The sequence below is a fragment of the Gymnodinialimonas sp. JB5-7 genome, from assembly GCF_055693405.1.
The window spans coordinates 1-14,010 of record NZ_JBVFUX010000008.1; the positions used below are offsets into that span (position 1 = coordinate 1).

At 54.9% G+C, this 14,010-nt stretch carries 15 protein-coding genes; 8 read left to right on the forward strand and 7 right to left on the reverse strand.

The window, feature by feature from the left end; translation table 11 throughout:
* On the reverse strand, positions 1-936 hold a 936-nt coding region (locus ACZ1HK_RS07160), incomplete at its 3' end, for a YjbH domain-containing protein (RefSeq protein WP_472628136.1).
* Between the two features lie 407 nt (positions 937-1,343).
* On the opposite strand from ACZ1HK_RS07160, the gene ACZ1HK_RS07165 reads away from it, so the two are divergent.
* Positions 1,344-2,516, forward strand: a complete 1,173-nt coding sequence (locus ACZ1HK_RS07165) for an FAD-binding oxidoreductase/lyase (protein WP_472628122.1) — start codon at positions 1,344-1,346, stop codon at positions 2,514-2,516.
* Positions 2,517-2,594: 78 nt separating this feature from the next.
* On the forward strand, positions 2,595-3,818 hold the full coding sequence (locus ACZ1HK_RS07170; RefSeq protein ID WP_472628123.1) for a hypothetical protein: 1,224 nt from the start codon (positions 2,595-2,597) through the stop codon (positions 3,816-3,818).
* Here the strand turns inward: ACZ1HK_RS07170 and ACZ1HK_RS07175 are convergent.
* The 6 genes from ACZ1HK_RS07175 to ACZ1HK_RS07200 form a co-directional block, all read right to left on the reverse strand.
* Positions 3,815-4,804, reverse strand: coding sequence for a hypothetical protein (locus tag ACZ1HK_RS07175; RefSeq protein WP_472628124.1), 990 nt, complete (start codon positions 4,802-4,804; stop codon positions 3,815-3,817). The two genes, ACZ1HK_RS07170 and ACZ1HK_RS07175, sit on opposite strands and share 4 nt — an antisense overlap.
* Positions 4,792-5,133: a hypothetical protein gene (locus ACZ1HK_RS07180; protein WP_472628125.1), complete on the reverse strand. Its 342-nt coding sequence runs from the start codon at positions 5,131-5,133 to the stop codon at positions 4,792-4,794. Before ACZ1HK_RS07180 ends, ACZ1HK_RS07175 begins: the two co-directional genes overlap by 13 nt.
* A gap of 10 nt (positions 5,134-5,143) precedes the next feature.
* Positions 5,144-5,467 carry a glycoside hydrolase family 99-like domain-containing protein gene (locus tag ACZ1HK_RS07185; protein WP_472628126.1) on the reverse strand — a complete coding sequence of 108 codons (324 nt, stop codon included), beginning with the start codon at positions 5,465-5,467 and terminating at the stop codon, positions 5,144-5,146.
* A 291-nt stretch (positions 5,468-5,758) separates the two neighbouring features.
* Positions 5,759-6,307: a glycoside hydrolase family 99-like domain-containing protein gene (locus tag ACZ1HK_RS07190; protein WP_472628127.1), complete on the reverse strand. Its 549-nt coding sequence runs from the start codon at positions 6,305-6,307 to the stop codon at positions 5,759-5,761.
* Positions 6,304-6,822 (reverse strand): acyltransferase, encoded by a 519-nt coding sequence (locus ACZ1HK_RS07195; protein ID WP_472628128.1) that lies wholly within the window; start codon positions 6,820-6,822, stop codon positions 6,304-6,306. Before ACZ1HK_RS07195 ends, ACZ1HK_RS07190 begins: the two co-directional genes overlap by 4 nt.
* 83 nt (positions 6,823-6,905) lie before the next feature.
* Positions 6,906-7,712: a methyltransferase domain-containing protein gene (locus ACZ1HK_RS07200; protein WP_472628129.1), complete on the reverse strand. Its 807-nt coding sequence runs from the start codon at positions 7,710-7,712 to the stop codon at positions 6,906-6,908.
* Between the two features lie 429 nt (positions 7,713-8,141).
* On the opposite strand from ACZ1HK_RS07200, the gene ACZ1HK_RS07205 reads away from it, so the two are divergent.
* The 6 genes from ACZ1HK_RS07205 to ACZ1HK_RS07230 all read left to right on the forward strand — a co-directional run bounded on the left by ACZ1HK_RS07205 (position 8,142) and on the right by ACZ1HK_RS07230 (position 13,873).
* Positions 8,142-9,422: a glycosyltransferase family 4 protein gene (locus ACZ1HK_RS07205; RefSeq protein WP_472628130.1), complete on the forward strand. Its 1,281-nt coding sequence runs from the start codon at positions 8,142-8,144 to the stop codon at positions 9,420-9,422.
* Positions 9,423-9,610: 188 nt separating this feature from the next.
* The gene (locus tag ACZ1HK_RS07210) at positions 9,611-10,111 is read left to right on the forward strand and encodes a hypothetical protein (RefSeq protein WP_472628131.1); all 501 of its coding nucleotides are present in this window, start codon (positions 9,611-9,613) and stop codon (positions 10,109-10,111) included.
* Entirely contained in the window at positions 10,084-11,064 is a 981-nt protein-coding gene (gene ilvE / locus ACZ1HK_RS07215; protein ID WP_472628132.1) for a branched-chain-amino-acid transaminase, read from the forward strand. Before ACZ1HK_RS07210 ends, ilvE begins: the two co-directional genes overlap by 28 nt.
* Positions 11,054-11,737, forward strand: coding sequence for a sugar transferase (locus ACZ1HK_RS07220; RefSeq protein WP_472628133.1), 684 nt, complete (start codon positions 11,054-11,056; stop codon positions 11,735-11,737). The genes ilvE and ACZ1HK_RS07220 overlap by 11 nt, the downstream gene beginning before the upstream one ends.
* Positions 11,734-13,041, forward strand: coding sequence for an alanine racemase (locus tag ACZ1HK_RS07225; protein ID WP_472628134.1), 1,308 nt, complete (start codon positions 11,734-11,736; stop codon positions 13,039-13,041). The genes ACZ1HK_RS07220 and ACZ1HK_RS07225 overlap by 4 nt, the downstream gene beginning before the upstream one ends.
* A 4-nt stretch (positions 13,042-13,045) precedes the next feature.
* Positions 13,046-13,873: an aldolase/citrate lyase family protein gene (locus ACZ1HK_RS07230; protein ID WP_472628135.1), complete on the forward strand. Its 828-nt coding sequence runs from the start codon at positions 13,046-13,048 to the stop codon at positions 13,871-13,873.
* The last annotated feature ends 137 nt before the right edge of the window (positions 13,874-14,010 follow it).

The following is a 14,010-nucleotide window of genomic DNA, read 5'->3' on the forward strand; positions in this document are numbered from 1 at the left end:
TGTCCCTAAGGATCGGCCCACCCCGGGCTGTTCAACCCAGTCCGTCGTATAGGGCACGGCGGACGGTGCCCGCGCGGCCACAGGCCGGGGTGCGGGATCAGTTGAGCTGGCCGGCACAGGAGGCCTGTTCGGGTTGAGTGCCATTTGCAGGCTCACCCCGAACGTTTCTCCGCCCAGAACATATGCGCTGCCAGTGAAGTACTCCGAAAATGCGTATGTCGCGCCCAGATTCAGAGGCGAGTCTGGCGCAGGGAGCCCGTCCCCACCTTCACGGCTATAGAGGTCGGAAGAGTATTCGAGTTGGACGCGCAGACGATCTGTCGCTTGCCATTCGACACCGCCAAAGAAGGCGGCGTCGCCTCGGAAGAACTGGTCAAAATTGATGGTACCGCCTGAGCCAATGGTACGTGGCGGTCGGGTTTCAAACCGGTCGTCGATTATGCCAAGTGGATTGATGAAACTGTCTCGCCCGCCAAGGCGGCCCCAGCCAATGCCGGCCGTTACCGCAAGCTGGTCGTATTCGCCGAAATGGCGTGTGGCGACGACGTATTCGCCGCTGTAAACCCCCGTGCCGGCAATGTCCCGAACACCGACAGCCACGGCCGGAAACCAACCCTGCTCCTCAAGGATTTGCCAGTGCACATCGAAGCTGCGATCGAAGAAAAAATCGCGGCCACCCGTGACGCTAGCAAAATCAATTGCGCTGTAGCGGAAAGTGGCCGTGACACTTGGCAAGACTTGAAAAGCCAATGTTCCGCGTGTGCCGACCCTAGAATGCGACACCGAGAACGACAATTCGCCATCGGGGAGGACATTGGCTGTCGGCATATCAATCAAGCCGGGGAGACCGTATGTATTGACTGTCGCATGAGGCAGCAGGCCAGTGTGCTCATCGGCCTGCGCAGGAGCAGATACGATCACACCCAGTGCAGTCATCAAGACCACACTTGCGCATTGAAGTCCCGCGAAGCTTCGCACGTTCGGCCGCAAAGAATCCCCCAAAGATACGCTCGCCGTTGTGCAACACATGGCAGGCTTGCCAGACTTGCGCAAATGCCTGTGATCCTGCCTCGGCAAGAATCCGTTTGCCCGATGTAAAGGTGTGACTCTTTGCGTCCGCCCCTCTTGTATTGGAATGCAATCTGGAGGCCTGATGCGTTTACGCCATCGGACTCTAAGGCCTTGCTTGCAGGAACAGAAATGCACCATGGGGTGGGACAGGCGCGGCCCGGCAACGTCTGATGGGCTAATTCTATGGACTTTCGACGTTGCGGCAAAATGAACGGTAGACCCGTCGACTTTCATCAATACTAGCAACAACATCGCCACTTCATGGAGTGTACTTGTTGCCAGACTGCCCTGACGACATCAGCCAAAGACCCGAGCTGCCGAGCTATGACGCCGTCGTCATAGGCTCCAGCCCGCTGATGCTGCTAGTGGCTCTCGATTTGGCGGCAAACGGTTCAAGAGTGTGCCTTTTCGAAAGAGAAACCGCGCCAGGAGGCGCTTGGTGTTGCCCCAGCTTGCCAGCGACTGGCGAAGACGTCGAAATTGCCTGCCATGTCATTGAGGCATTCCCGGGAGTTTACGAGCATTTGTCAAAGGTCTCGGGCATCCCATTCGAACCACTGGATGCTCAACCTGTGCGCATCCACCCAACCGGCCTGAAGATCAAGTATTTGAGTAGACTGACTTTCTTCCTGTCAGGGGCGAGGCTTCTCGCCGGTTTGATGTTAAGCAACTTTCGCGTGTGGTTCCGCTTGGCGAGCGATCGGAACGACGTTCTGAACTTCCAGAACAAGACACGAAGTTATCTGCGTTACGAGTGGCCAAATGTCGTCAGGCCACCCGTTCTTCAGGGACCAAGGGATGGATACGCCGCCTTTGTCGCGGCGCTGGTCCGTGCCTGCCAAAATGCAGGCGTTCATGTGAAACTGGAGAGTGCGGTCCGGAGACTTCACAAAGCATCGACCGGCGAGTGGCATGTCACGATCAACGACAGCGATCATGTCCGTGCCTCGCAAGTTCATTGCTCGACCTCGGTTGCGTTCAAACGCGACGAGGCAAACGACTTTCAAAGCGTGCAACCGAAAAGCGATGACCGCGCATGCGTTCTGGTGGAATTGAAGGAGAAGAATGTTGAAGTCTCGCAGACGTACGTAGCGTTCTGGGCAGACCCTTCCGTTCCGAGGATTTCCAGGGTCGACAATCCGGGGGCCGCGCCTGACAGACTGCGCTACCTGGTCGAGCTTCGGAACGCGGACGATGCCATCCAAGAGGCGGAGCAACTCACCTTGGTGCGGCACAGATTGGAGCGCGCCAACATCCTTGTGCCAGGGGCACCGTTCGAGAAGATAGCCGACGTCAACTACCGCTATACGCAACCGGAGGGGCAGCTTGCCAGAGGCGAGATTGAAGACGGGTTCTTTACCTATTTCTCGAACGGCAACTTAGCGGCCGGCATCGCAGAGTGGCTTGATCGACAGTCGCAGCGTGCACGGCACACGGACGGTTAGCCCTACCCACCTTTACTTGGCGGTAGCACCTACCATATCCTCCCCCTTCCGAAGATTAGAACCCGCCGGGTAAACGAGATGCTCTACCGCTATGTTCTTTTCGTAAGCGCGCCAATTTACGCATTTGGAATGCTTTGGTTCCTCATTCGCGGAGATTATTCTCTGTTCGATTGGCGTGTCCAAATCCACATATCGGCTTCGTCGTTGTTTTTCGCAGGGCTGATTGTCGGAGGTTTCGTACCCGTCTTTTTCTCGCTGCTTCGCTCTAGGAACAGAAGCGATCCTTTGATGAGGCAAACAGATGTACGAAAATTCAATCGTGTTCTCGACTTGGCGGGGTACGTATGTTGCTTCTTCATCGTACTCTACCTGGTCGACAATGGAATGGAGAAGATCAGGGCGCTCGGCTCCAACGTGTCGGGGTTCGAATTTCGCTACATTGGTTTGAACCACGACAATAAGTGGATCCAAATGCCAATGGAGCTGGCACGTCGTGCAGCTATGCCGTTCATCATCCTGGCCAAGCTCTCCATCAACCGACTGCACTCCGGGACGAGCAAGACGAGCCTTACCATCTTCCTTGTCATGTTCTTCCTTGCGTCGGCGGTTAATCTCGATCGCGGCCCGCTCTTCATCTTCTTCGTGATGCTGGCCTTCCATTACTGGAACTTTGCAAAAACTCTGTTTGGAAAAATCAGCGTCGTAGGGGTGTTCTTCCCACTGGTTACAGTCATGGGTTGGATTGTCACGCTTGCTCAATACAACAGCTTGGAGAACGCGACATTTCAAAACCTCTTAGACACCCTGTTCGGACTGCTGGTGAACCGGATCATCTTGAGCCCGGTCATCATGGGACAGACCTGGGTCTTTGATTTCCCCCATGAACCTCTCTTCCTGGAGCACGCGAGAATTTCGGTTCTTTGGGGCGGCGAATATATAGGGAGCCATCATTTCTTTTCCCAATACGTCGCGCCCGTCGGTGTGGTTGGCGACGTTTTCCGAAATTTCGGAATGCCGGGCATGTTCATCTGGGGAGCGATCTTTGGCCTGTTGTTCAAATTCGCGGAAAACATCGTTCTGAGGACACCCATCGAAGCGAGGGTGCCTCTCCACTTCATCGAACTCATTTTGGCAGTTTACCTGATCCATGGCGGTGCCTTTTCGATGGGTCCGCCTGCTTTGCTCATATTCCTGGTTGGAGGCAGCCTCCTCATTCAGGCACTGTACCCGCGACGTACGGAACAGGCGCCGCCTCCAAGCCTGCCAGGGCAAAGGGTCAACGACCCGCCGCGCAGCACTTAACGTGCGGCCATATCCCGGGCAATCTGGATAGCCGACCCGAGACACAGCACGACGCAACTCACAATCAGAAATGACGTCACCGCTGTAAGCTCATCAAACGCTGCCGGGTTGATCGCAGGGACGGCAACAATGACCATCGCTGCCAACGCCGTTATCAGCCACACGGCATCCTTCGTAAACGCACGGAAATAATAGCTGGCGGCAAAATAAAACTGGTTCAAGACGATCGCTACTGCGTAGAATGTTGGAATGGGGGACGGCGACAGTCTGGAAGGGATCTCCGAACCAGATCTGGCAAGGATTTCAAGAGCCAGCAAAGCCAAAAGGCTTCCAATTCCTGCGGCAATCATCGTGAGTATCGTGACCCTCCAAAAACTCCTTTTAAGGGCGGGCATGTCATCTTCAACCGCCAGCCGTGTCCAAGGCTTGATTGAATAGGTCAGGAACATGTTTGCGCTGCCATTGATCGCCTGGAAGATCTGCACGCACATGCCAAATCGGCCCGCGGCCTCGGGTCCCTCCAGCCAAAACAGCAGAGGGATTTGAGCCTGAAAAACCACGTATCCTGACAACCAGGTCAACGCGACCTGCCGCTGGAAGGGAAGGATTTCGTGACGCCAACTCAGCGCCGTACGGATCGGCCCTCTCAAGCCACGGAAACTGGCTTTTATGTCCGGAACCGCGATCAAAGCGAGAGCGATGCTTACTGAAAGGGCGATGACCAAAGCAAAGGGCAATGCGATCAGTCCAATTCCGTTCGCTGCCAAAAGGGTTATGAAACCGACGTTCAGTAGGCTCGTCACAAGCCGAAGAACCGCTGCTGCCACGACAAAGCCAAGCCCCTCATACAGACGAAGAAACAGGTTGTGGATCATTTGAGCCGAACAAACGGCGCAATAGAAAACCCAAATCCCGATGAGGTTTGGAATGTCCAACGGGTTCGATTTTAGGGTGTAGACCCCCACCACGGAGATCACAGCAAACATTGCCAGACCAGCACCTGCGGCCCAAACGCAGGCAAAGCGCATAATGGCTGCCAAGGGGTAAGCTGGCTCTCCTCCTCAGACGCAGCGTTTTGCTGCTTTGCGGCTTGGCGTCCCGCTAGATTGGCAAGCGTGAAGCCCGCGCCCAAATCAAAGAAGAACTGTGCGGCGACGAGGCTTAGAAAGGTATAGAGGACGCCCTGTTCGACCGGTGAAAAGAAAGTGGAGACAACAAAAATAAGCGCCAAGCCGGAAAGCAGGCTTCCGATCCGCGCAAGAAACACGATCGTCATGCCTTGGTATTCTTGTAGGATACCAGTGATGATTTTCATGATGAAACCGCTATCCAGCACCGTCGCGGAGACGTCTCACAGCATCTAGGCGCGCCTCACCATACATCTCATCAGGTTGCAAATACATGCCCTCGGCCCACTCGTTCCATGCATTGATCAAGAAGAACTGCTGATCTGGATCTGCATCAACAAGTCGGTAGGCATCTTGCAGATACTCAGAAAACTTATCAGGGGTGAAGCCTTCGTAATAGCGTGCCCTCTGACCGTAACGTGCTGTATTATCGAAGTCGACAAATCCCGAAAAGTTCAGGCGCCGGTCTTTTCTTTTGAGACCTATCTCGATCTCGCTTAAGCAACTTTTGCCAAGTTGCATCGTAATCCATAGGGTGCGGTTGGTTAAAGAACAGGTCTTGCACTTTGTACGCGAACTTCTTCAACGGGGTTGGCAACACGCGTGCCAAGTACTTTGGGTTCCGCAATAGGCTTCTTGAGTTCAACCGTTCCTCAAACACGTCTTCAGGTGCGTTATTGGCTGAGGCTGGTTGTGACAAAGTGCCGGAGTCCAGAATATCAAGGTAATCGTATGACGTCTGCCACTTTGTGATCATTCCAGAAACGTGTACGTCACAGCCAAGGCGCTCCAAGCACAGTTTTCTCAGCGCATTCAAAAATTCCTCAAGATTGGGAATATCTGCTGGTTGGTAAATGAAAAAAGGGGCTTACCGTCTATGCGTGCGTAACGAGGGTCAGCGAAGACCGAAACAAGAAACTCGATATGGGCTTTCATCTCTGTTGGGTCTTGCTCGTAGACTTGCTCTAGCAAAACATCCATTGCACCGGCACGATTGCTCCAGGACCGGGTCCACGAATGGTTGGCCCAACAAATACTGAACTCTGCGTTCGCGCCGACCGAAGGGTTTGACAGCAACAAATCCAGCGGCTTCTTCAGCAACCTGGTTCCCGCGCTCCAGTAGTGATAAAAGACAAACCCATCTATTCCACCATCAGAAGCCTGCTGAAATTGCCGGTCAATTTCTTCCGGTGTCTCCAGCATCTGATAGCCGTCTTTCGGTACGCGGGGTTGATGATGCCCATCGAATAACGGCTTGGCCTTCTTGACATTGCTCCATTCGGTAAACCCTGCCTCCCACCATTCGTCATTGTGAGGGTCGGAGTGAAATTGCGGCAGGAAAAGCGCAAATAGCTTTGTCATTTTTGGGCGCTTCCTTCTTGTTTGAAAATCGTGAAATCCGCAACATCTTGCTGAACCACAGAATAGGCGGGGATGATGCTCCCCTTTCCAATCGTGACACCTTGAAGAATGATCGCGCCGTCACCAATCCAAACGTGATCTTCGATGACAATCCCACCTCGTGACGTCAAAGGGCGATCGCGTGGCGCAACCAGGTTTTTTTCCCTTGTGTCGCGGCTGGGATGCCCATGATTATGGTCGAGGATGAGGATCTTACTTCCGCCCAGAACATTCTCACCAATTTTGACCGAAATAGTGGAACCTATATGTGTGAAGTCGCCGAATGTGGTATTGGCGCCAATCTCAATCGTTCCAGTGTGGTCGCTACCCGAAAGACGGTGACATTCCAGCCTTGCAAAGTCACCAAAGCTGTTTTTTCTGCCAAGACATATCCCGCGCGAGTTAATAAGCTTCAGTCCACGGCCGAAAGAGATTTTCTTGGACGTCCCAGGCGAAAAGCAACCCAAGCGCCACAATAGCCAGCCCCGGAATCGAATACGTCCCGCTCGGATTGTGCGGAGAACAAAGTTTACCCGTGACTCTGCACTGAAGTCCCGTTTCATCGTAAGGATCTAGCCTGATCCGGAAGCATCACCGGTACATCATTCACGATCTCGTATCCGAGCGCGCAATGTTGGCAGCACAGGTGATCTGGAATAACATCAGGGTTCAGATCACCGTGACAAATTGGGCAAACCAAGAGCAGTTCGAGCGCCGGAACCCGCGCGCCGAAACGGGTCCAGACTTTGCGCAAAACCGATATGAACAGCTGCCTGGGGCCTACGCGCCTCGCGCCGGAAGTCTCCTCTTGCGCTCCTGTTTCGGAAACCAAAAAACCCGCCGGTGGGTCGATGAGCCATGCGACCTCTTCGTCGTCATTTTCGATTTGAATGGGTATGTCACCCGTCCAATTCAGGCAGACATGGAAAGCGGACGGGTCGATCGTGAATAGTTTCTTCCACTTTGGATCCGACCTCAGCAAATCAAACCGAGCCAGAAACTCATCCGAGACCGCGCTGGACTTTTTGCGAATATGCAGGACACCGTCTTTGGTCGCCAGCTCCAGCGCGTGGACATCGAACGGGTGCAGCATCTCATAGACGACGTTAGGTGTCTCGATATAGCCGCGACCCGAAACGCGGGTCACCTCGTCGATGAACTTCTGAGGGTCTTTCGAATGCTCAAGTACGTGAAAGGCAATCGAGAAATCAAAGGCTTTATCCCGGAACGGCATGGCGACGGCGTCCGCCAAAACCGACTGCCGGTCGAACTTGACCGCAACAAGCCGATGTCCATTATCGACATACTTTTCCAAAAGAACCGATGAAAACGGGTGCGGGTTTCCGCCAGAGCCAATCTCCAGCACAAGGTCTTTCAGACCTATTGGCAATGCCAGCTTTCTTAAGGACCACTTCAGACGATAGAAAAATCGCAACATTTTGCCTGCCGTGGCCTCAGGATGTATCGAGCCCCCCAACCCCTTGGGCTCCAATCATCCTTAAGCATGGCCCCCATTACGTTAGTGAAGCACGTTGCGGTCTCTAGTTCAGTTCTCCGGCAGTATCCAGTGGTTGCAATCACAAGCACGATGACAAGGCCAACACTTGCCAGCGTCAAACTCTCGGCGGCGACGCGGCCAAACCCCACAAACAGCTGCATGCCCTTCTAGCCTGTTACGGTTTGAACGTTGCGTTCGCCTGGCAAGCATTGCACACCTGTCGCGGGCAATCTCCGTTGTCAGGTAGCGTTTGAAAAACATGTTCCCCACCTTCCTGATACCTCGGATAGCGCACACATGAGCAACTTCTGGATCATACACGCGCAAGAAATGCCAAGCCGTCCGATTGAGGGCGGCAGCGGTCGCGTTTGGCGTTCAAACAAGTTGGCGCAAGCCCTTTCCGAACGTGGTCACACAGCGGTGCGCTGGCGATCAGCATTCAACCACCGCAACAAGACCTATGATGCCCAAGGCCCAGTCCGCGAGCGAATCGACGATCACTACCAGCAGTACATTCCAGGTCCGCCCTACCGACGCCATGTCGGTCCGGCGCGCATAAGGCACCACAAAGCGCTCGGTCGCAATTTCACTGCTATCGCAAGTGAATATCCCCAAAAACCCGACCTTATTCATGTGGGCAACGTTCCCATCGCGCTTGCGGCTTCTGCGGTACGATTCGGGCAGACGCATGACGTTCCCGTCGTTGTGGACATTCGAGATCTATGGCCCGACGCATACGTTGACCTCTTGCCCGAGAGGCTAGAGCCGCTGCGCTCCCCTTTGCTAAAGATCATGCACGGAGGGGCTTTCGAATTGCGAAAAGTGCTTTCGAACGCGCACTCCATCACGGCCCTCACCAAAAGCTATCTGGATTGGGCGCTCCATCATGCAGGTCGGGCGCAGGGCAATGATGATGCCGTGTTCCCGATGGCCTATCCGGTACATAATGCTCCGGCAGATGGTCAGGCGGTCGCAAAACTCCGCGCGCGCCTTGGACTAGATCCCACGGCCGTTGTCGCCAGCTACTTGGGCAATCTAGGATATCAATCCGACTTTGATACGGTGCTTGATGCCGCTCGAATTCTTCTGAAAACCCATCCCAATGTGCAGTTCGTCCTTGCAGGCCAAGGGCCACGTCTGGACGAGCTGCGCGCGGCGTCGAAGCATCTCTCTAACGTCCACCTGCCTGGATGGATCGAATGCGATGAATTGACCGCGCTTCTTGAATTTTCCCAGATCGGGCTGGTTGCCTACCGCCCGATCACCAATTTCCTTCGAAACGTACCAAACAAGTTCCCAGAATATACTGCGGCGGGGCTTGCCGTTGCGTGCGGACTTGGTGGCGAGATGGGCCACCTGACCGAGCAACATGAATGTGGCTTTCTATACAATAGCGGCGATGGTGCCTCACTGGCACACGGGCTTGCTCACTTGGCGGATACACCGCAAGTACTGTCAGACCAATGTAGAGCCGCCCGTAGTTTGCACGAAACGCATTTCGATGGCGCAAAGATCTATCCGGCGTTTTGCGACCATTTGGAAATGCTTGCGAACAAAGCACGCGCGAAAAGGACTTAACTGTGGTTGCCAAACTTGCGTACGCACTGAGGATCTTGCGCCAAAGGGGCGCAATCTTCATTTGGATCTACTTCCGGGAATCCATTTGGTTCGACCTCGCGCGGAGAACGTCCACAGCCGCACGGGTTCCAAAGACCCAGCAAAGCATCCAAAGCACGGCGAAGGAAGCAGATGAAGGCCTGCTCTACGTGGCCTCCTTCACGTCTGTAACGCGGGAGGCCCTTGTCGAAGCCAAACGGCTCCTTGGCGACGCACGTTTTGAAAAGGCACAGTTTTTCGATCTCGGTTGCGGAAAGGGCAAGACCCTGATCGTCTATTCTGAATTCACCAAAGCCAGTCAAACGCTCCCCGCCATTGGCATCGAATACGACCCCGACCTTGCCGCACTTGCCGAACAGAACGCCAAAAAATGCAATCTCGACGAGGCACAAGTCCGCATCGTGTGCGACAGCGCGACGAACCTGCTCGACTACGCTTCGTCGGATGAACTGGTTGTCTACCTCTACAACTCGTTTCAGGGTGAGACATTCCTGAGGGTGATGGAATTGCTCGCCGATACCCCGCACGTCCTGATTTATGTTGATCCCGTGGAGCGCGCGGTCTTGGAGGATCTGGGATATGAGATCACCAGGGACGAAACAGGCCGCTATAACGCGAACACATGGCTGGTGGCCCATCGCGGCATCTGAACGCTCTGGGGGAAATTGAATTGGAACAGAACCGATTGATCTGGCTTGACGGCGCGCTTTGCGAGCCCAAGGACGCAACGGTGCCAGTGCTCTCGCCAACAGCGCAATTTGGGCTGAACGTATTTGAAGGCATCCGTGGCTACTACGTGGATAGCCCCGACGAGATTTTCCTCTTTCGGTTGCGCGAACATCTGGATCGGCTGTCACACTCCTGCCGTCTCATCGGTATTGTATGCCCGTACAGCGACGAAGAGATCATGGCGGCCATCCGAAGCGTGATCGAGGCAAACAATTACCGTTGCGATGTTGCCGTACGGGTAACGGTCTTCGTCGGTGGAGCAGAGGGCACGTGGCACACGTCTGACCCGGTTGGGATGTTTGTGGCGCCGATCGCCAGAGCGCGCCGATCGCACAATGACAAACGCAGTTTGCGAGCCTGTATCTCGACGTGGGAGCGCATTGATGACCGCTCCATGCCGCCGCGGATCAAGGCAGGAGCCAATTACATCAATGGCCGCTACGCACAGCTGGAAGCAAAGGCCGCCGGATACGATGTGCCCATCCTTCTCGATCGAAACGGACGGGTAGCGGAGTCTGCCGGGTCATGCCTAATGCTGGTTCGGGACGGCAAGCTGATAACACCGCCTTCGACCGCTTCAATCCTGGAAAGCATAACGCGGGACACGTTACTGACATTGGCAGCCGATCTGGAATTGCAAGTTGAGGTGCGCGATGTAGACCGAACGGAACTCTATCTGGCGTCAGAAGCGTTTCTTTGCGGCTCCGCCGCCGAGATCACACCGCTAGCCTCCGTTGATCGTTACCAGCTGGGGGCCGGCGAAATGGGCGAAGTGACGCAAAGGCTGTTACGCCGCTATCTGGAAACGGTTACCGGCATCAGTGGACGCGAGCGGCATTGGTTAACGCCAGTAGGTGTCACCGATGCTGGCTAAGCGGGTTCTGGACGTTTTCGGCAGCCTTTTCGGGCTACTGGCGTTATCGCCGATCTTGCTGGCCGTTGCCCTGGCAGTGAAGTTGACAAGCAAAGGCCCTGTATTCTTTTCGCAGGAACGAATTGGCCTGCGCGGCGACACTTTTCGCATGCTGAAATTCAGATCGATGGTCGAGAATGCCGAAGCTTTGGGCACCGGTCTTTACTCCTTCGCCGACGACCCTCGCGTCACCAAGGTTGGACGCTACATCAGAAAAACCAGCCTGGATGAGCTACCGCAGCTGTTCAATGTGCTCGGAGGGTCGATGTCGCTTGTCGGTCCTCGCCCTCCCGTGGTGTATGAACTCGGCCCTTGGGAGGACTACACACCTGAGATGCGGAAACGATTTGAAGTAAAACCCGGGATCACCGGGCTGGCCCAAGTCTCTGGTCGTAACGAACTGGAATGGGACGAGAAGATTGCCTTCGACAACCAGTATGTCGACGAGTTTCAGCGCTATGGGATACGTGTTGACCTGCGGCTGATCATGAGAACCGTGGGCGTGGTCATCCGCGGACGCGATACAATTGAAGATGCAGAAAAGTCGTCCGCCCCGGTCGGGGAAATCGCGTCGCGCGCACTAAAGGCCGGACGACCTGACCCAACCGAAGATCACAAGGAGCTCAAGGATTGAACGAGACAGTGAATCTTCCGCTCCCCGAGATTGCGACGCCGGATGAAATCGCGAACGGAAACCCGACGCCACAAATCCCGTTGCCTTATGAGACCCTCGCAGAACTACGCAGTCTCTACGGCTCCTCGTTCTTTGTTCTCGAGCCGGGGCGCTTTCGAGTCAACTTCCGGGCTCTGCATCAAGCGTTTTCACGTCACTACCCGGATGTGTGCATAGGCTACTCCTACAAGACAAACTACACGCCACATCTGTGCCGGATCGTTGCAGAGGAAGGCGGGTACGCTGAAGTCGTCTCCGAGATGGAATACGCACTTGCAAAGCGTCTAAACGTGCCCGGTTCAAAGATCATTTTCAACGGCCCCTACAAAGCGAAATGGGCGTTCGAAGAGGCTGCCTTGAGCGGGTCAATCCTGAACCTCGACAGCCACCGCGACATTGAAATGCTGGCTGCAGTTGCGCCGACCGCACCTTACGCAGAGATTTCGGTCGTTGTTCGATGCAACGTCGAAATCTCGGAGCAGATTTCGCGTTTCGGGTTTGACCCGGAAGATGAGTCGTTCCAGCACGCGCTTACGACGGTAAGGTCTTTGCCGAATGTGGCGTTACGCGGCCTCCATTGCCATCTGCCTGATCGCGATCTTCCTAGCTTTGAATTGCGCGCCCGAAGACTGGTTGATTTGGTTCATGCAGTCTTTCCGGACGGTCCACCGGAAATACTGAACATCGGTGGTGGCTATTTCTCGAATATGCCGGCAAGTCTGAAGTCCACACGGAACGGGCCGACTTCCACCTTCGCCGATTACGGTCGCGTTGTCGGTCAGACTTTGTCGAAAGCGTTCAAAGGGGCTCATCGCAAGCCGCGCCTATTTCTTGAGCCGGGAACCGCTCTGGTCGCAGACACCCAGACGTTTTACACGGAAGTCTTGTCGACCAAGGTGGTCCGCGGAAAGGCATTTGCGACAGTCAGCGGCTCGATCTTCGACATCTCTCCGAATGCACGTGCAAAGACACTTCCATACACAGCCATACACGCGCCCGGTGGCAATGATTTCACGACCGGACCCCAGACCGTTGTGGGCTACACGTGCATCGAAGGTGATGTCTTGACCGAGGCACTGGATACACCTGTCCAAGCGGGCGACTACATCGCGTACAGCAATGTCGGATCCTATTCAGTCGTAATGCGCCCGCCCTTCATTCTTCCAGCGAACCCGGTACTTCTTCATCCCGAAGATGGGGGACCGGTCCAGTTGGCAAAGCGCCGCCAAAGCAATACCGACGTTTTTGCGGAATTCGTCAGTTAATCGCATGGAATTCTACTTCATCACCTCCGACCCCACGGTCGCAACTACGGTTCAGTCCGCCGGTGTCGACCGTGTCATGGTGGATTTGGAGATCCACGGTAAGGACGCCCGGCAGGGACACCTGAATACCGTAATCTCCAGACACAGCCCCCAAGACGTGACACGCGTTCGGGATGTGCTTGATACCAGTTGTCTGACAGTTCGGACAAACCCGCTACACGACCGCTCTAAGGATGAGGTGAACGACATTCTCAGTCGCGGAGCGGATCGCTTGATGCTCCCGATGTTTCGAAGCCGCGAAGAAGTCGCAGTTTTTCTTGACCTTGTTGCTGGACGGGCCCCTGTCACACTGCTGGTTGAAACTGCGACAGCGCTGGCAAGACTTCCGCAGATTCTCGCCATGGGCGGCTTTGACGACTTGCATATCGGCCTCAACGATTTGCACCTCGAAATGAAGTTGGACTTTTTGTTCGAAATCTTCTCAAGCGGCCTTCTGGACCATGTGTCTGAGTTAAGCTCTGCGCAAAACATACCATTCGGGATCGGAGGGGTTGGCCCATTGGGGGAAGGATTGCTTTCAGCGGATTTGATTCTTGCCGAACACACCCGGCTTGGGTCGGAAAGGGTAATCCTAAGTCGGGCATTCAGAGCGAAGGTCGAGCAGGATGTCGCAATGATCACAGCTGCCCTACAGTCCATCCGCAACCACATCGCGGCCTGCAAACGCAGAAACCCCGAACAAATTGAGCATGACAGAACGTCCTTTAACGATCGCGTCCGTCAAATTGCGCTCGAACGGGCTGCGGCTCAGCAAAGTCAGGCCGCACGCTAGCTCATCTGCATCGTGACGCGTTTGCCGATGGCCTTCTAAGTCATCGAGGACACGGACACAGGGCTCAAGCCTGAGCGGCCCCGTACGCGCAGCGTACTCCACTGACTTGAACCGAACATTGCAATCATGAGTTGGAA